The organism is Conexibacter sp. W3-3-2, from assembly GCF_009707605.1.
Taxonomy (GTDB): domain Bacteria; phylum Actinomycetota; class Thermoleophilia; order Solirubrobacterales; family Solirubrobacteraceae; genus Paraconexibacter; species Paraconexibacter algicola.
The window spans coordinates 3,623,972-3,640,334 of sequence record NZ_WLYW01000001.1 but is presented as its reverse complement, the minus strand read 5'-3'; the positions used below and the strand labels follow the sequence as shown (position 1 = coordinate 3,640,334).

13 protein-coding genes and 1 pseudogene are annotated in these 16,363 nt (G+C 75.8%); 6 read left to right on the top strand and 8 right to left on the bottom strand.

Going from position 1 to position 16,363, the window contains the following annotated elements:
* Positions 1-20: 20 nt before the first annotated feature.
* From GKE82_RS17555 to GKE82_RS30930, 4 genes and pseudogenes are all read right to left on the bottom strand, one after another.
* On the bottom strand, positions 21-902 hold the full coding sequence (locus GKE82_RS17555; protein ID WP_154734183.1) for an MBL fold metallo-hydrolase: 882 nt from the start codon (positions 900-902) through the stop codon (positions 21-23).
* Positions 903-1,179: 277 nt separating this feature from the next.
* A pseudogene (locus GKE82_RS17550) lies at positions 1,180-2,623 on the bottom strand (SDR family NAD(P)-dependent oxidoreductase).
* Positions 2,624-2,645: 22 nt separating this feature from the next.
* A complete protein-coding gene (locus GKE82_RS17545) occupies positions 2,646-2,930 on the bottom strand; it encodes a TraR/DksA C4-type zinc finger protein (RefSeq protein WP_154734182.1) in 285 nt (94 codons plus the stop codon).
* 9 nt (positions 2,931-2,939) lie between these two features.
* Positions 2,940-4,115: a M20/M25/M40 family metallo-hydrolase gene (locus GKE82_RS30930; protein WP_154734181.1), complete on the bottom strand. Its 1,176-nt coding sequence runs from the start codon at positions 4,113-4,115 to the stop codon at positions 2,940-2,942.
* 14 nt (positions 4,116-4,129) lie between these two features.
* Here GKE82_RS30930 and GKE82_RS17535 point away from each other — a divergent pair, with 14 nt between their 5' ends.
* Positions 4,130-5,503, top strand: a complete 1,374-nt coding sequence (locus tag GKE82_RS17535) for a flavin monoamine oxidase family protein (RefSeq protein WP_375337049.1) — start codon at positions 4,130-4,132, stop codon at positions 5,501-5,503.
* On the opposite strand, the gene GKE82_RS17530 is transcribed toward GKE82_RS17535, so the two are convergent.
* The gene (locus tag GKE82_RS17530; RefSeq protein ID WP_154734179.1) at positions 5,490-6,899 is read right to left on the bottom strand and encodes a hypothetical protein; all 1,410 of its coding nucleotides are present in this window, start codon (positions 6,897-6,899) and stop codon (positions 5,490-5,492) included. The two genes, GKE82_RS17535 and GKE82_RS17530, sit on opposite strands and share 14 nt — an antisense overlap.
* A gap of 122 nt (positions 6,900-7,021) precedes the next feature.
* Entirely contained in the window at positions 7,022-8,038 is a 1,017-nt protein-coding gene (locus tag GKE82_RS17525) for an iron-siderophore ABC transporter substrate-binding protein (RefSeq protein WP_154734178.1), read from the bottom strand.
* Positions 8,039-8,074: 36 nt separating this feature from the next.
* Here GKE82_RS17525 and GKE82_RS17520 point away from each other — a divergent pair, with 36 nt between their 5' ends.
* The 5 genes from GKE82_RS17520 to GKE82_RS17500 all read left to right on the top strand — a co-directional run bounded on the left by GKE82_RS17520 (position 8,075) and on the right by GKE82_RS17500 (position 14,394).
* The gene (locus tag GKE82_RS17520) at positions 8,075-9,112 is read left to right on the top strand and encodes an iron chelate uptake ABC transporter family permease subunit (RefSeq protein ID WP_309233684.1); all 1,038 of its coding nucleotides are present in this window, start codon (positions 8,075-8,077) and stop codon (positions 9,110-9,112) included.
* Positions 9,109-10,137 (top strand): iron chelate uptake ABC transporter family permease subunit, encoded by a 1,029-nt coding sequence (locus GKE82_RS17515; RefSeq protein WP_309233683.1) that lies wholly within the window; start codon positions 9,109-9,111, stop codon positions 10,135-10,137. Before GKE82_RS17520 ends, GKE82_RS17515 begins: the two co-directional genes overlap by 4 nt.
* On the top strand, positions 10,134-10,940 hold the full coding sequence (locus tag GKE82_RS17510) for an ABC transporter ATP-binding protein (protein ID WP_154734177.1): 807 nt from the start codon (positions 10,134-10,136) through the stop codon (positions 10,938-10,940). The genes GKE82_RS17515 and GKE82_RS17510 overlap by 4 nt, the downstream gene beginning before the upstream one ends.
* On the top strand, positions 10,937-11,716 hold the full coding sequence (locus GKE82_RS17505) for a siderophore-interacting protein (protein ID WP_154734176.1): 780 nt from the start codon (positions 10,937-10,939) through the stop codon (positions 11,714-11,716). Before GKE82_RS17510 ends, GKE82_RS17505 begins: the two co-directional genes overlap by 4 nt.
* Positions 11,717-11,811: 95 nt before the next feature.
* Positions 11,812-14,394: a hypothetical protein gene (locus tag GKE82_RS17500; protein ID WP_154734175.1), complete on the top strand. Its 2,583-nt coding sequence runs from the start codon at positions 11,812-11,814 to the stop codon at positions 14,392-14,394.
* A gap of 24 nt (positions 14,395-14,418) precedes the next feature.
* Here the strand turns inward: GKE82_RS17500 and GKE82_RS30925 are convergent, their stop codons facing one another.
* Both GKE82_RS30925 and GKE82_RS28860 read right to left on the bottom strand, forming a co-directional pair.
* Entirely contained in the window at positions 14,419-15,294 is an 876-nt protein-coding gene (locus tag GKE82_RS30925) for a transglutaminase family protein (protein ID WP_309233682.1), read from the bottom strand.
* Positions 15,291-16,286, bottom strand: a complete 996-nt coding sequence (locus tag GKE82_RS28860) for an alpha-E domain-containing protein (RefSeq protein WP_309233681.1) — start codon at positions 16,284-16,286, stop codon at positions 15,291-15,293. The genes GKE82_RS30925 and GKE82_RS28860 overlap by 4 nt, the downstream gene beginning before the upstream one ends.
* Between the last annotated feature and the right edge of the window lie 77 nt (positions 16,287-16,363).

Sequence of the window (16,363 nt, the reverse complement as noted above, 5' to 3'; positions counted from 1 at the left end):
GTGCTCCTGGGCGGGAGGGGTCAGCGGGAGGAGCAGCTGTTGCCGCCGCTCTCCAGCTCGGGATCGGGATCGGTGCGGCCGGCGTTGGCCTCGATGACGGCCTCGTAGTTGGCGGGGCGCGGCGGCATCGCGCGCAGCAGCTCGTCGGCGAACGCCTCGGGGTCCGCCAGCGCCAGCTCGGGCACCGCGGCGCGGACCTCGTCGAGCGTCGGCGCGACCGCGCCCGCGCGCAGGCCGGGGTGGGCGTGACCGCCGAGCAGGATCGCGTCACCGGGCAGCGAGAGGACCTGGTGGCGCAGGGTCGCGTGCAGCGTGCGCGCCATCGCGCGGGACCGCTCGAGGTCGCCGACCTCGAGGTCGGGACGGGCGATGCCGTCGGCGAACAGCGAGTCGCCGGAGAGGATCGCGCGGTCGCCGACGAGCAGGCCGGTCATGTCGGTCGTGTGGCCGGGCAGGGCGACGACGCGGAGGGCGTGGGCCCCGAGCGTGAGCGTCGCCCCGTCGGCGACGGTGGCGTCGGGCGTGAACGCGACGCCGCGGTCGACCGTGGCGGCCGGGACGACGTGACGGGCGTCGGCCGCGGCGGCGAGCGCGCGGGCCCCGGAGAGGTGGTCGGCGTGCAGGTGCGTGTCGAGCACGCCGACGATCCGCGCGCCGTGCTCGGCGGCGAGCGCGACGTACGCGTCGGGGTGCGGGGCCGGGTCGACGACGAGCGCCTCCCCGTCGGCGACCAGGACGTAGGAGAGGCAGCCACGACCGGGGCGCTGGACCTGCAGGACGGTGAGGCCGTCGACGCCGACGTCGACGCGGTGGGGCAGCAGCAGGCCGATCCAGGCGCGCAGCCCGCCGTCGAGGACCCGGAGGTCCTTCTCCGGGAGCGCCTGCGCGACGGCGGTCGCCATGCGGCCGCGGGTGCACACGAGCACGCTGCCGGCGGGGACCTGGTCCGCGGCGGCGTGCGGGGGGGTCCAGCACGCTGCCGGCGGGGACGTTCACGGTCGTGACGCCGTCCCCGTCGAGCGTCCAGCCGGCGGCGTCGGCGGCCGGGCGCACGTCGACGAGGGCGGGGCGGTCGCCGGACAGCAGCTCGGCGGCGAGGGTCTCGGGGTCCACGGTTCGCACCATGGACCGCAAGCTACTTCACTACTGTGTAGTTGTCAAATGGTGGAGTAGGGCGGTTTACCAGTCAGCGACCCGGTAGTCCTTGAGGAACACGCCGAAGAGGTCCTCCCCCGCCTCCCCCGCGCACGATCGGGTCGTACACACGGGCAGCGCCGTCCACGAGGTCCAGCGGCGCGTGGAAGCCCGCCTCCGCCAACCGCGCCTTCGTCGGGTGCGGGCGCTCGTCGGTGATCCAGCCGGTGTCGACCGCGGTCATCAGGATCCCGTCGGTCTGGAACATCTCCTGCGCGCTCGTGCGCGTGAGCATGTTCAGCGCGGCCTTCGCCATGTTGGTGTGCGGGTGCCCCGGCCCCTTGTAGCCGCGCGCGAACTGCCCCTCCATCGCGGACACGTTGACCACGTACGTGCGGCGCGCCGTCGACGCCGCCAGCGTCGCGCGCAGGCGGCCGATGAGGATGAACGGCGCCGTCGCGTTGCAGAGCTGGACCTCGAGCATCTCGATCGGGTCGACCTGGTCGACCGCGTCGATCCAGCTGTTCGTGTCGTCGAGATCCGGGATCAGGCCGCCCGCGTCGACCGCGCGACCGGCGGCGATCCGCTCCAGCGATGCGCTCCCGGCGGTCAGCGCCATCGACGCCACGACGTCCGGCGTCGGGGACCAGTGCGGGGTCGAGATCGCCGGCCGGGAGGTCTGGGCGTCCGCGTCGGGGGAGCGGCCGAGCTGGACGATCTCGGGCAGCGGCCCGCCCGGCAGCGGCTCGCGCTCCCCCGCCGCGACGAGCGCGTAGGCCTGCGGGCGGCGCTTGACCGTCTGCGCGGCGTTGTTGATCAGGACGTCGAGCGGGCCGCGCGCGGCGACCTCGTCGGCGAGCGCCACGACCTGCGCCGGGTCGCGCAGATCCACGCCGACGACGTGCAGCCGCGTCAGCCACTCCTCGCTGTCGGCCAGCTGCGCGAAGCGGCGCGCGGCGTCCCGCGGGAAGCGCGTGGTGATCGTGAGGTCCGCGCCGTCGCGCAGCAGCCGCAGCGCGATGTGCATGCCGATCTTCGCGCGCCCGCCGGTGAGCAGCGCGCGCCGGCCGCGCAGGTCGGTGTGCTGGTCGCGACGCTCGTGGTTGAACGCCGCGCAGGACGGACAGAGCTGGTGGTAGAACGCGTCGACCTCGTGGAAGCGCTCCTTGCAGACGTAGCAGGCGCGTGCCTTGATGAGGCGGCCGGCCGAGCCGTTGCCCGCCCGCGAGGCGAGCGGCAGGCCCTCGGTCTCGTCGTCGATCCGGTCGGGCGCGGCGGTCGCCGTCGCCGCGGTCACCGCGTCGTCGTTGGCCTTCACCTCGGCGCGGCGCTCCGCGCGGCGGCGGTCCTTGGCCGCCTTGAACAGCGCGGCGGTCGCGCGCTGCAACGCGATCGAGTCGGGGTGCTGCGGCGACAGCGACTGCGCGTCGGCGAGCACGCGCAGCGCGTGCTGGAGGTCCTGCGGGTCGATGCCGTCGGGCGCCGTCATGGCGCCCGGATGGTACGGGTGGTCAGCTGCGAGGCGCGGTGAGGCGGCGGGCGGCGCGGCCCTCGCACGCGACGCACAGGACGCTGTCCGGCGCCGCGTCGATCCGGGTCGCGGCGATCGCGCGGCCACAGTCGTCACAGGTCCCGTAGGTGCCCTCGTCGAGCTTCTGCAGTGCGCGCTCCACGCGGTCGAGGGCCTCCGCCTCGACGGCGCGGACGAAGCGGCCGCGACGGGCGAGGAGCTGGTCGTGGGCGTCGAGGAGCAGGACCCGGGCGGCCCCGACGTCGAGCGTCGATGGTGAAGCCATGTCCGACGGCTACCCGGACGCGGCCACGACCACGCCCGCGACGATCCGCGCGCACCGCTCCACGCACTCCCAGTCGACGCGGTCGGGCGTGTCGGTCGGCAGGTGGTACTCGGTGTAGTGGCCGCGGTCGCCGACGCTCAGCAGCGTCGTCGACGGGATGCCGCGGTGCTGGGTGAGGATCGGGTCGGTCCAGGCGCCGATCCGCCAGCGCCCGGGCGGGTCCTCCCCGGCCGCACGGGCGCCCGCCTGCACGAGCGCGACGGCCTCCGGATCGAAGCGATGGGTGCGCATCGCACCCTCGGCCGCGGCGACGATCGGGGTCCCGCCGCCGAGCGTGTCGACGCCGACGACCGTGACCGGCCCCGCCGCCAGCGCCGCCGCGAGGACCGGCCCGTCGGCGAAGGCACGCATGCCGCCCATCCCGGCCTCCTCGCCGCCGGGGAGGACGAGCACGACGTCGACGTCCACGGGCGGCGCGGCGGCCAGCGCGCGGGCGAGGCCGAGCAGGACCGCGACGCCCGTCGCGTTGTCCGACGCCCCGGGCACGGTCGCGCCGCGGGCGACGCTGACGAGCCCCGCGAGGCCGACCCCGATCGTCGCCAGCGCGCCGGTCCGCAGCGCGCGGCCGGCCCGCGGCGCGGCCCGCTCGACGGCGCTGCCCGCCGCACCGGCGAGGAACGCGCCCGTGAGGGCGCCCATCACGGGGGACATCCGCCGCGTGCGCCGGGCCAGACCCGCGCCCGCGTTGGCGAAGGCCGGACGCCAGACCCAGCCGGTCGGCGCCGCGTCGAGGTGCGCGACGAGGACGAGCGTGCGGCGCACCGCGCCGGTTCCCGGGATGCGCACGACGACGTTCACGCCCTCCCCGGACGGCAGGACGCGGCGGACCCACTGGTCGCGGCCGCTCGTCTCGCGCTCGTAGGAGCGCAGGACCGCGAGCGTCAGGGCCGCCCCGAGCAGGCCGCCGCGGCCGATCGCGGCGAGCCCGGCGGCGTCGTGCAACGCGTGCGCGAGCGCGTACCCGCGCGGCGAGCGGTAGGGCTGCACGACCGGGCGCAGGCCGGCGTCGCGCAGCTGCCCGGCCACCCACGCGGCGGCCCGGCGCTCCCCCTCCCCCGCGCTGGACCGGACGATCCGGCAGAGCGCCTCGACGTCCTCGCGCAGGCGATCCTCGGCAGCGGTCACGGGCGGATCGTAGGCTGCGTCGCACCATGACCCATGACGTCCTCGTCGTCGGCGCCGGGATCGCCGGCCTCACCGCGGCGGACGCGCTGCACCGCGCGGGCCGTGACGTCGTCGTGCTCGAGGCGCGCGACCGCGTCGGCGGACGGCTCCTGAACCACGACCTCGACCACGGGGGCACGGTCGAGGTCGGCGGCCAGTGGATCGGGCCGACCCAGCACCGTGCCGTCGCGCTCGCGCAGCGGCTCGGCCTGCGCACGTACCCGACGCACGCGACCGGGCTGAACCTCGTCGAGCACGCCCGCGGCGTCTCGCGCTACCGGGGCGACATCCCGCGGCTGAACCCGGCGGTCCTCGTCGACGTCGGGCAGGCGCAGCTGCGGCTCGAGGCGATGGCCCGCCAGGTGCCGACGGACGCGCCGTGGGCCGCGCGCCGTGCCGCGCGCTGGGACGCCCGCACGTTCGAGGACTGGATCGTGCGGTCGCTGCGGACCGAGGTCGGCCGCGAGCTGCTGCGGCTCTCGTGCGCGGCGGTCTGGGCGTGCGAGCCCCGGGACGTGTCGCTGCTGCACGTCCTCTTCTACATGCACGCGGCGGGTGGCTTCGACCTCCTCCTCGGGACCCGGGGCGGCGCGCAGCAGGACCGGATCGTCGGCGGGTCGCAGCGGCTCGCGCTCGACCTCGCCGCGACGCTCCCCGACGGGATGGTGCAGCTGGGGCAGCCGGTCCGCTCGATCGCGACCCGGGGCGAGGAGGTGGTGGTCCGCGGCGAGGCCGGCGAGCACCGTGCCCGCCGCGTGATCGTCGCGCTCGCCCCCGCGCTCGCCGCCCGGATCAGCTACGCGCCCGCGCTCCCGGCCGCGCGCGACCAGCTCACCCAGCGGGTGCCCAACGGCTCCGTGATCAAGACGATGTCCGTCTACGAGGAGCCGTTCTGGCGGGCGGACGGGCTGTCGGGACAGGCGATCAGCCTGCGCGGCCCGGGCAAGGTCGTGTTCGACAACTCGCCGCACGGCACCGGGATCGGCGTGCTGCTCGTGTTCCTCGAGGGCGCGGAGGCGCGGGCGTTCTCGGGACGGTCCAGCGACGAGCGGCGCCGCGCGGTCACCGGCACGCTCGCGCGGCTGTTCGGCGAGCGGGCCGCCCGGCCGGTGGAGTACGTCGACCGGGACTGGTCAACGGAGGAGTGGACCCGCGGCTGCTACGCGGGCTTCTTCACCCCCGGCACGTGGACGGCGTTCGGCCGCGCGGTGCGCGCCCCGACCGGCCGGCTGCACTGGGCGGGCACGGAGACCGCGACGACCTGGAACGGCTACATCGACGGGGCGATCCAGTCCGGCGAGCGGGCGGCGGGCGAGGCGCTCGCCGCGCTGGCGCTCACGCGAACGTGAGCATCAGGAGCAGCAGCAGCCCGAGGAAGCACACCGCCGCGACCGAGCCGAGGATCCGCACGGCCCAGACGTCGAACGCCGTGACCGGGCGGGCGCTCAGCCGGTCGACGTGATGGACGTCCGCCGCGAGGTCCTTCGCGGCGGGGAGCGCGACGACGCCGAGCGGCTCGTCCGGGTCGTCGGCGGGTGCCACGAGCGTGGGGTCGTCGTCGGGCGCGGTCAAGGTCGTGCCGGCGTGCGCGCGGCGCCGGTCGGCGGGCGGCTGCGTGTCGTCGTCCCCGTCGTCGCGGGGGACGAGCCGCTCGGGAGCGGGCCGCTCGGGGGCGGACTCCGCGCGGGCGGCCGGCCGCTCGGCGGGCGCCGGGTCCTCGGCCTCCGGGCGCGGCGCGCGCCGTTCGCGCGTCGCGGCCGGGAGCGCGGCGTGGTCGGCGGTGTCGCCGGTGCGCGCGCGGCGCTCCAGGGCGCGGAAGGCGATCAGCGTCTCGTCGCGCGCCTCGCGGGCGTGGTCGGCGCGACGGAGCGCCTCGTCGCGCTCGCGCTCCACGGCGGCGAGCGCGGCGCGCAGGTCGTCGCGCTCCCGGACCAGCCGGGCGGACTCCTCCTGGACGCTGCGCACGTGGCGGCTCTGCTGCTCGGCCCAGCCCTCGGAGCGGCGGCCGTCGGCGCGCGCGTCGTCCCGCTCGAGCTCCGCGCGGTGGCGCTGCTCCTGCGCGGCGCGGAGCGCGTCCTCGGCCGCGAACCGTCGCTCGCGCGCCTCGTCGAGGTCCTCCCGCAGGCGGCTCGCGGTCGCGCGCGCCTCCTCCCGGTCGCGCTCGGCGCCGGCGAGCCGCGCCCGCAGCCGATCGAGCTCCGGGTCCGCCCCCGGTGCCTCCATGGCGGGCGCGGGCCGGTCCGCGGAGGCGGACGGCTCGCCGGATCCGCGGTCACGCCGGTCGGCGGCCACGGGCGCGGGCCGGTCGGCGCGCACGGCGTCGCGCTCGTCCGCGCGCGTGGCCAGGTCGACATCCGCCGGCGGGGCGGCGGGCGCGGGCAGGTCGGCACGCGCGGGCGGCGTGCCGCGAGGGGCAGGGGCGGCCGCCGGCGGCGCGGACCGCGACGCCTCGGGGGCGAGCGGGACGGTCACCGCCGGCGTCACCGCCAGCGCGGCGTCGCCCGGCTCGATCGCCGGCCCCTCCCAGGGGAACGCCGCGGTCCAGGGGGCGCCCTCGTCGGGCGCCCAGGGCTTGTGCTCCAGCGAGGCGAGCACCTCACGATCGCCGACGAGCAGCGTGGGGCGCACGAACCGCATGCCGCGCGTGCCGCTCCACCGTCCCCGGACGACGACCCGGTCGTGCTCGGAGCGCAGCTCGTGCAGCTCGAACGAGGCAACGGGCGTCGGCGTGCGGAGATCCCTCATCCGTCGCGGTCTACCCGCCGGACGCCGAACTCAGGCGCCTGCGGCCGGCGGCGCCGAGTGGACAGCAGGTCCTTCGCGGAAGGATCTGGCGTCCACTCGACCCTGGGAGAGCCGCCCGGCCGCTACTCCCGCTCGACGGCGGTCGAGAGCTGCGGGACGAGCTCGTCGAGGAGGTAGGGGATCGAGAGGACGCTGATGAAGGACGCGGCCTGGCCGAGCGTGGTGGTCTCGTCGAGGAAGACCTCGCGGCCCTTCTGGCGGACGGGCAGCCGCCGGTAGGTCGGGCGGTCGCGGATGACCTGGCGGTCCTTGTCGGACGCGACGAGCCAGGTGATCGCGTCGACGTCGAGGAGGTCGGCGCGCTCCTCGCTGAGGTCGCGGCCGAACTCGGTGCCGACGTACTCCTGCAGGCCGTCCGGAAGCGAGAACCCGAGCGTGGTGAGCAGCCGCCCGCGCGGGTCCTGGGGGCCGTACACGTACGGCTTGCCCTCGAAGTAGGTGGCGACGAGCCCGCGCCTACCGGCGAACTCGGGGTGGGCGGCCTTGGCGTCGGCGAGCTGCTGCTCGACGCCGTCGACGAGCTCGGCGGCCTGCGCCGGGCGGCCGACGGCACGGCCGACGATCGTCGTGACGTCCTGCCAGGGGATGCCGTAGGGGACGTACTGCTTCGGCGCGACGACGACCGGGGCGATCCGCGACAGCTTGTCGTAGTCGGTCTTCTTCAGGTCCGCGTAGAGGGCCAGGATGAGATCGGGGCGCAGCGCGGCGATCTTCTCGAACTGGACCGCGCCGGTCGGGGACTTCAGGACCGTCGGGTCGGGGGCGTCGCCCTGCTCGTCCTTCGCCCAGGGGAAGATCGCGCCGGGCCGGTCACCGAACCACTCGGTGGTGGCGACCGGGGTGATGCCGAGCGCGAGCAGGGCGTCCTGCTCGACGAGGCCGACGGTGACGATCCGCTCGGGGGCGCGCTCGATCTCGGTCGAGCCGTAGCGGTGGGTGATCGTGGCGGGGAAGGACGCGCCGGCTGCGGTGCTGACCGTGCCCGCCCCGGTGGCCGACGACGGGTCGTCGTCACCGCACCCGGCGAGGACGAGGAGGGCCAGCGCGAGGCCGGCGAGGAGGGAGAGGACCTTAGGCATGGTCACCACGCTAGCATCGTTAGGGCACCCTTATCCGTGTCCTCTGTCGCAGCCATCCCGCCGGCCGAACGCCGGCTCCCCCGCATCACGCGTCCCGCCGGACTGCTGCTCGGCGTCGCCGTCCTCGTGCTGCTCGTCGGCCTCTCGGCGGCGGTCGGCACCCGCTCGATCCCGCTCGGCGAGGTCCTCGACCACCTCCGTGCCGACGACGGCTCGCAGGACGCGGCGGTCGTCCGCGACCTGCGGATCCCGCGGACCCTCGTGGGCATCGCGGTCGGCGTCGCCCTCGGCCTCTCCGGCGCGCTGATGCAGGCGATCACGCGCAACCCGCTCGCCGACCCGGGCATCCTCGGCGTGCAGGCCGGGGCCTCCGCGGCGGTCGTCGTCGCGATCGGCTTCCTCGGCGTCAGCGACCCCTCCGGCTACGTGTGGTTCGCCTTCGTCGGTGCCGCGCTCGCGTCGGTCGCGGTCTACGCGCTGGGCTCGATGGGCCGCGGTGGCGCGACGCCAGTCCGGCTCGCGCTCGCCGGGACCGCGACGTACGCGGCGCTCAGCGCGTTCATCGAGGGCGTCACGCTGCTCGACCCCGTCGCGTTCGACGACTTCCGCTTCTGGCGCGTCGGCTCGCTCGCGGGCCGGGACCTCGACGTGCTGGCGCAGGTCGGGCCGTTCCTGCTCGCCGGGACGCTGCTCGCGCTCGGGCTCGCCCGGTCGCTCAACGCGATCGCGCTGGGTGACGAGACCGGACGCGCGCTCGGCGCCAACCTCGGCCGCACGCGGATCCTCGCCGCGGTCGCGATCACGCTCCTGTGCGGCGCCGCGACCGCCGCCGCCGGGCCGATCGCGTTCGTCGGCCTGACGATCCCGCACGTCGCGCGCGCGATCACCGGCCCCGACCAGCGCTGGGTGTTCCCGTACTGCGTGCTGCTCGGCCCGATCCTCATCCTCGCCGCCGACGTCCTCGGACGCGTCGTCGTGCGCCCCGGGGAGCTGCAGGTCGGGATCGTCACCGCGCTCGTCGGCGCGCCCGTGTTCATCGCGCTCGTGCGCCGCACCCGGATCGCGCAGCTGTGAGCGCGATCGTCCTCCGCGCCGCCGGCGGCCGCGTCTCGCTGCGGCTGCACCGCCGTCCGTTCCTCGTCGGGGCGGCCCTCGCGCTGCTGACGTTCGCGACCGTCGTGCTGGCACTCACCACGGGGGACTTCCCGCTCTCCGTCGGCCAGGTCCTCGCCGTGCTCGTCGGCCGCGGCGACCCCGGGGACGCGTTCATCGTCGAGACGCTGCGCCTGCCGCGCGTCCTCACCGCGGTGCTGGTCGGCGCCGCGTTCGGCGTCGCGGGCGCGATCTTCCAGTCGATCACCCGCAACCCGCTCGGGAGCCCGGACGTCATCGGCTTCACCGCCGGCTCGGCGAGCGGGGCGCTGCTCGTCATCCTCACGACGAGCGGCGGCGCGGTCGCGATCGCGCTCGGCTCCGTCGCGGGCGGCGTCGTCACCGCGGCGGTCGTGTACCTGCTCGCGTTCCGCGGCGGCGTGCAGGGCTACCGGCTGGTGCTCGTCGGCATCGGGATCGGCTACGCGCTCTACTCGCTCAACGACTACCTGATCACCCGCGCCACCCGCGAGGACGCGCTGGAGGCGTCGCACTGGCTCGTCGGCAGCCTCAACGGGCGCGGCTGGGAGCACGTCTGGCCGGTCGCGGCCGCGCTCGCGGTGCTGCTGCCGCTGGCGCTGCTGCTGTCCCGCTCGATGCAGCTGCTCGAACTCGGGGACGACGCCGCCAGCGCGCTGGGGGTCGGGGTGCAGCGCGCGCGCCTGGCGCTCGCCGCGCTCGCCGTGGCGCTGACCGCGGTGGGGACCGCGTCGACCGGGCCGGTGCTGTTCGTCGCGCTCGCCTCCCCGCAGATCGCCCGGCGCCTGACGCGTGCCGCCGTCCCCGGCCTCGGCACGAGCGCCCTGACCGGCGCGACGCTCATGGCCGCCGGCGACTTCGCCGCCCAGCGGCTGCTCGACCAGGACCTGCCCGTGGGCGTCGTCACCGGCCTCGTCGGCGGCGTCTTCCTCGCTTGGCTGCTGACCCAGGAGTGGAGAACCCGATGAGCCCCCGCCTCACCGCCACCGACCTCGAGCTCGCCTACGACCGGCGGGTCGTCGCGCGCGACCTCGACCTCGCGATCGCCGACGGCTCCTTCACCGTGATCGTCGGCCCGAACGCGTGCGGCAAGAGCACGCTGCTGCGCGCGCTCGCGCGGATGCTGCGCCCCCGCACCGGGACGGTCCTGCTCGACGGGCGCGACATCGGCGCGCAGCCGTCGCGGGCGGTCGCGCGCGAGCTCGGCCTGCTGCCGCAGAGCGCGATCGCCCCGGACGGGATCACGGTCGCGGACCTCGTCGCCCGGGGCCGCTATCCCCATCAGCGGCTGCTGCGGCAGTGGTCGGTCGCCGACGAGCAGGCGGTCGCCACGGCGATGGACGCCACCGGCGTGACGGACCTCGCCGACCGAATCGTCGACGAGCTCTCCGGCGGTCAGCGCCAGCGGGTCTGGCTGGCGATGGCGCTCGCGCAGGACACGCCGATCCTGCTGCTGGACGAGCCGACGACGTTCCTGGACATCGCCCACCAGGTCGAGGTGCTCGACCTGTGCGCCGAGCTGCACGAGCGCGGCCGCACGCTGGTGGCGGTCCTGCACGACCTCAACCACGCCTGCCGTTACGCGACGCACCTCGTCGCGATGCGCGAGGGGGCGATCGTCGCGCAGGGCGACCCGCGCGCGATCGTCGACGCCGCCCTCGTCGAGCGCGTCTTCGGCCTGCGCTGCCGGGTGATCGAGGACCCGGAGACCGGCGCCCCGCTCGTCATCCCGGCGGCGCGCACGGCGGTTGCGCAGGAGCTGCCCGCATGACCCGGCCGTTCCCGCTGCACGCCGGCATCGCCACGGTCGTGGCGCGACGCGCGCTCACGCCGCGGATGCTGCGCCTGACGCTCGCCGCGGACGCGTTCGGCGATCCCGGGATCGAGCAGCCCGGGGAGATCGTCACGCTCGGCTTCGCCGGTCCCGGGGAGGAGCTCGTGCTCCCGCGCGAGGGCTGGCGCTTCCCGCCCGGCGGCCCCGAGCAGCACTGGCGCAACTTCACCGTCCGCCGCAGCGCCCCGGCGGACGCGACCATCGACGTCGACGTGTTCCTGCACGGCCCCGCGGGGATCGCGGCGCGCTGGGCGCTCAACGCCCGTCCGGGTGACAGGGTCGGCCACGCCGGACCGCGCACCCACTGGGAGCCGGTCGCCGACGCCGGTTGGAGCCTGCTGGCCGCGGACGAGACCGGGCTGCCCGCCCTGCAGGCGATCGTCGAGCAGCTGCCGGCCGGCCACCGGACGATCGCGCTCGTCGAGGTCCAGGACGAGGCGGAGCGGGCCCCGGTGGACAGCGCCGCGGACGTGGACTGGCACTGGTGCGTGCGCGGGGACACCGCGCCGGGGACGTCGACGGTGGTGATCGACACGCTGCGGACGCTGGAGCTGCCGACGACCCGCGGGCAGTGCTGGGGCGGCGGCGAGGCGCTCGTCATGCGCGACGTGCGACGGCACGTCGCCGCCCACCTGCCCGCGTGCGCCGGCGCGGTCCAGGTGCTCGGCTACTGGAAGCACCGCGCGACCCCGGAGAGCGTCGACTACACCTGAACGCGGTGCGGCAGTGGCACGAAGGTGCGACAGCCGGTACATTCGCGCCCGTCCAGGGGCCGCGGTCAGCGGTTCACTCGTCCTCAGGAGTCCTCATGCCCGCAGGTTCCCGGGCCGCGCGCGCCACAGCCGCGTCCGTTGCCGTCGGTCTGCTCGCGGTCGCCGCCGTCGCACCGTCGGCCGCCGTCGCCCAGAAGGCCAAGCCCGCCTCGTTCGTCCTCGCCGCCCCCGCACCCGGCGACGTCTCCTACGGCGTCGTGCAGGTGCGCCGTACGAGCACGAAGGTGCCGCGATCCCGGCCGGGCGCCACGCGCGCCGTCGGGCAGACCGTCGGGACCCTCGGCATCGACATCCGCTCGAGCGCCTGGAAGCGGCTGCGGCGCACCACCAAGGTCTACGTCGCGACCGCGCCCGTCCAGGGCCAGGGCAGCGCCGCCGTCCGCAACGTCCTCGTGTTCCTCGTCCGCAAGAAGACGAAGGCCACGACGCCGAAGACCGCCTCGTTCACCGTGAAGGTCACCAACGCGACCGCCAACCGGTCGTTCTGGGTGCGGTCCGTGTCGGCGAAGACCGGACGGGCGACCACGTTCACCGTGCGCAACGCGCTCACGACCGCGCTGGGCAACTGGAGCGGCTACCTCAAGGTCCTCGGCGCCCGCAACGCGCTGCGGGCGGCGCACCGTCCCGTCGACGTGCACGGGCGCTTCCGGCAGGCCCCGCCGCAGACCGCGGGCACCATCTCCACGGGTGGCGCGAAGATGAACGCGCGGACGCGCACGATGTACGAGCTGATCTTCGGCACGCTCGGCGAGCCGCTCTCCTACCAGGCGGCGAAGAAGAGCCCGGCGGTCGTCGACTTCATCCGCGCCGAGCTCGGCAACGCGGCGGTCGCCACGCGCTGGGCGGACGTCGCCAAGCGGCTGCCGCTGCAGGTGCCCGACACGTACGCCGCCGCGGCGAGGACCGAGGCGCAGTTCGTGCGGGTGCCGCGCACCCGGATCACCGCCCGCCAGGTCACGATCCGTGACCAGGTGAACTCCACCCAGCAGGCCGCGATCGAGGCGCCGCGGATCACCGCGCCGACGGTCCCGGGCACGCGCATCACCGTGCAGATCACCGGCAGCGGGAGCGGCGCCCTCGTGTCCGCGGGCGGGGAGATCTCGTGCCCGCCGGTCTGCTCGCACCTCTTCGTCACCGGTGACAGCGTGGACCTCGACGCCAAGCCGGCGGCGGGCTCGGAGATCGCGAGCTTCGAGGGCTGCACGAAGGGCAACCCGAACAAGGGCGAGACCTGCCGGGTCGGCCTGGTGACCGACCGGCCCGGGCCGTCGCTCATCGTCGCCGCGAACTTCCGGCCGAAGGTTCCGGCCACCGGGGGCGGCGGCGCGCCCGACGTGAGCGGCCTGCCGCCCGCGACGCTCGACCCGACCTTCGGTCTCGGGGGCGTCGAGTCGCTGCCCTTCAGCCAGGGCGGCATGCAGCGCAGCGCGTACGTCAACCGGATCGCGACCGGCCCGGACGGCAAGTTCGTGCTCATCGGCCTGCGCGAGCGCGGCAGCGCCTACGACTGGGCGACGGCGCGCTACACGGCCAACGGCGCGCTCGACACCTACGGCAGCGGCGGCACGGCGACCTTCATCGAGAGCGGGATCGACCTCGGGGGCCGCGACGCCGCCGTCGCGCCTTCGGGCCGGATCCTGCTGGTCGGCGAGACCACCTCGCTCGGCGACGTCCGCGTCTACGGGCTCACGTCCGCCGGCACGCCCGACGGGACGTTCGGCTCCAGCGGCCTCGCCTCGATCCCGGTCCCCGGGGCGTTGCGCGTGAGGGGGCAGGCCGTCGCGATCCAGCCCGACGGCCGGATCGTCGTGGCCGGCGACTACGCCGACGGCATCTCCTCGCGCGTGTTCGCCGCCCGCTTCACCGCGGACGGCACCCCGGACCCGACGTTCGACAACGGCGGCGACGGCCTCGTCACGCTCCCCGCGAACGCCTGCGACATCGCCGGGGGCGGCGGCAGCGGCTGCCAGATCACCGACATGGCCATGCAGACCGCGGGCGGCGCCCTCACCGGCCTGGTGCTCAGCGGGTTCACGATCGACAGCGCGCGTCCGGGGTACTCCGAGGGCGTCGTGCTGCGCCTCGCGCCGCAGTCCGGCGCCGGCGACGTGCAGGTCGACGCGCTCTGGGGTGACGCCGGGACCCCCGGTCGCCGCGTGCTCGACCCCGACCGGGTGGCGTCCGCGACCGCGATCGTCGGGGAGCCCGACGGCTCCCTCGTCCTCAGCGGTCGCACGAGCGCGACCCCGCGCCCGCAGTGCACGGTCGCGAAGATCACGCCGCAGGGCGGCGTCGACACGGCGTTCGGCGCCGGCGGCTCGATCACGCTCGCGCTCCCGGACGGCTGCGAGGCCCCGGGCCTCGCGCGCCGCGCCGCCGGCGGCTACGTCATCGCCGGGTCGGACTTCGCGCTCGACACGCACGCGGTGCTCGGTCGGGTGAGCGCGAGCGGTCAGCCGGACTCCGCGTTCGCCGCCGGCGGCGTGCGCACGGTGCCCTCGGCGGGCTCGCCCGGGTTCTTCAACGACGTCGTGGTCGTGGGCGACCGGATCGTGGCGGCGGGCGGCGCGTTCCCGTACCCGCACCGGTTCCAGATCGCCGGCTACACCGGCGGCTGAGCGGGGCGGGCGTCGACGTGACCGTCAGAGGGCGGTCACGTCGACCGTGACCTCGAGCTTCTTCGTCCGGCCCTCGGTGAAGATCACGCCGCTCACCGGGGGCAGGTCCTGGTAGTCGCGCCCGTACGCGGTGACGACGTAGCGGGACCCGACGACCTGGTCGTTCGTGGGGTCGAGGTCGAGCCAGCCGACCTCGGGCAGCAGGACGCTGAACCACGCGTGCGAGACGTCGGCGCCGACGAGCTTCGGCTTGCCGGGCGGCGGGTCGGTCTCCAGGTAGCCGGACACGTAGCGGGCGGGCAGGCCCATCGCGCGCACGCACGCGATGCCGACGTGCGCGAAGTCCTGGCAGACGCCGCGCCGGTCGCGCAGCACCTCCTCCAGCGGGGTGGCGACGGTCGTCGCCTTCGCGTCGAAGGTGAAGTCGCGGTGGATGCGCGCGCACAGGTCGGTGGCCGCCTCCGCCACGTCACGGCCCGGCGGGAAGGACGGCTCCGCGTACGCGCGGGCCGCCTCGGACGCGGCCACCAGCGGCGAGTCGAGCGTGTAGTGCGCGGCCCACAGCGGGTCGGTCTCGCGCAGCGCGACGGGGACCTCCTCCCACGGCCGGCGGCCGAGCAGCGGCAGGCCGGCGGGCCGGTCGTCGACCTCGACGACGCTCGTGGCCGTGACCGTGAGCGTCTTGTGCGGGCGGTGGATCGCGACGTACCCGACGCGGTTGCCGAAGAAGTCGACGTGCTCGCGGTAGTCCTCCGGCCGCGGGGACACGACGACCTCGCTGGAGACGCAGCGCTGTCCGGGCACGTCGCGCGGCAGCAGGTGCAGCTGCGAGTAGCTCGGGTTGACGACGGAGGCGTACGTGTACTGCGTGCGGTGGACGACGCGGTAGCGGGTGCTCACGACAGCGTCCTCTGCGGCAGCCGGTGGACGAAGTGGTCGCGCTCCAGGGCGAGCGCCGCCTCCTCGAGCAGCCGCAGCTGCTCGTCCAGGAACGCGGACAGCGCCGGCCGGTCGCCGTCGGCCCCGGACAGCGCGAGGCCGCCGACGTCCGCGAGCTGCAGCGCGGTCGACGCCTCGAGCACGCGGCGCTGGTCCTCGCGCAGGCGGCCGCTGCCCGCGGGCAGCTCGGCGAGGTCCTCCGCGGCCCGGGCGAGCTGGTGGGCCAGCGAGCGGGGGTTGCCGTCGTCGAGCAGCAGCAGGTCGAGCAGCGTCGCGAGCTGCGCCTGCGAGCGGTAGCGGCGGCGGTAGGTGATGAGCGACTCGCCGGCCGCCAGGACGCTCTCGAGCACGAGGCTGTCGGCCGCGGTGCCGCGGTCCGTCGTGACGGTGGCGCGCAGCAGCGCGAGCAGCTGCAGGGCGCGCTCGAGCCGTCGTCCCGCGTCCATGAAGCGCCAGCCGAGGTCGCGGACCATGCTCTCCTGCGCGAGGCCGGAGAACGCGAGCACCGACTGCATGACCTTGCCGAGCGCGGCCTGCACGGTCGCGGCGCGCGCCGCCCCGGAGATCCCGCCGATCGTGCGGTCGAGCGTGCCGACGACGAGGAACGTGTCGGTCGAGAGCTGGTCGCGCACCGCGTACGCGGCCCCGAGCATGCCGCGGACCGCGTGGCCGACCGTGCCCGGCCGGCGCTCGTCGATGACGAGGTCGCGCAGCTCGGTCCCGGGGCTCGCGAGGCGCTGCGTGGCGCCGGCGCCGAGGAACCCGGGCTCGGTCGCGGTCACGCGCGTGACGGCCTGCAGCAGCGTGCGCAGCGCCTCCACCCCGGCGGGGTTGTCGCTGCCCTCGAACTCCGTGCGCCGGTCGTCGATGACGCGCAGCAGCCGCGTGACGGACTCGGCGCGCTCGGCGTAGCGGCCGAGCCAGAAGAGGTTCTCGGCGACGCGCGAGGGCACCTGCGCCATCGGGTCGATGCCCTCGACGACCGGCCCGGTCTGCAGCCAGAAGCCGGTGAGGTGCTCGGGCTCGCTGG

Coding starts and splice junctions, on each gene's coding strand:
- GKE82_RS17555 (WP_154734183.1), bottom strand. CDS start 902: ATGGCGACCGCCGTCGCGCAGGCGCTCCCGGAGAAGGACCTCCGGGTC.
- GKE82_RS17545 (WP_154734182.1), bottom strand. CDS start 2,930: ATGGCTTCACCATCGACGCTCGACGTCGGGGCCGCCCGGGTCCTGCTC.
- GKE82_RS17530 (WP_154734179.1), bottom strand. CDS start 6,899: ATGAGGGATCTCCGCACGCCGACGCCCGTTGCCTCGTTCGAGCTGCAC.
- GKE82_RS17525 (WP_154734178.1), bottom strand. CDS start 8,038: ATGCCTAAGGTCCTCTCCCTCCTCGCCGGCCTCGCGCTGGCCCTCCTC.
- GKE82_RS17510 (WP_154734177.1), top strand. CDS start 10,134: ATGAGCCCCCGCCTCACCGCCACCGACCTCGAGCTCGCCTACGACCGG.
- GKE82_RS17505 (WP_154734176.1), top strand. CDS start 10,937: ATGACCCGGCCGTTCCCGCTGCACGCCGGCATCGCCACGGTCGTGGCG.
- GKE82_RS17500 (WP_154734175.1), top strand. CDS start 11,812: ATGCCCGCAGGTTCCCGGGCCGCGCGCGCCACAGCCGCGTCCGTTGCC.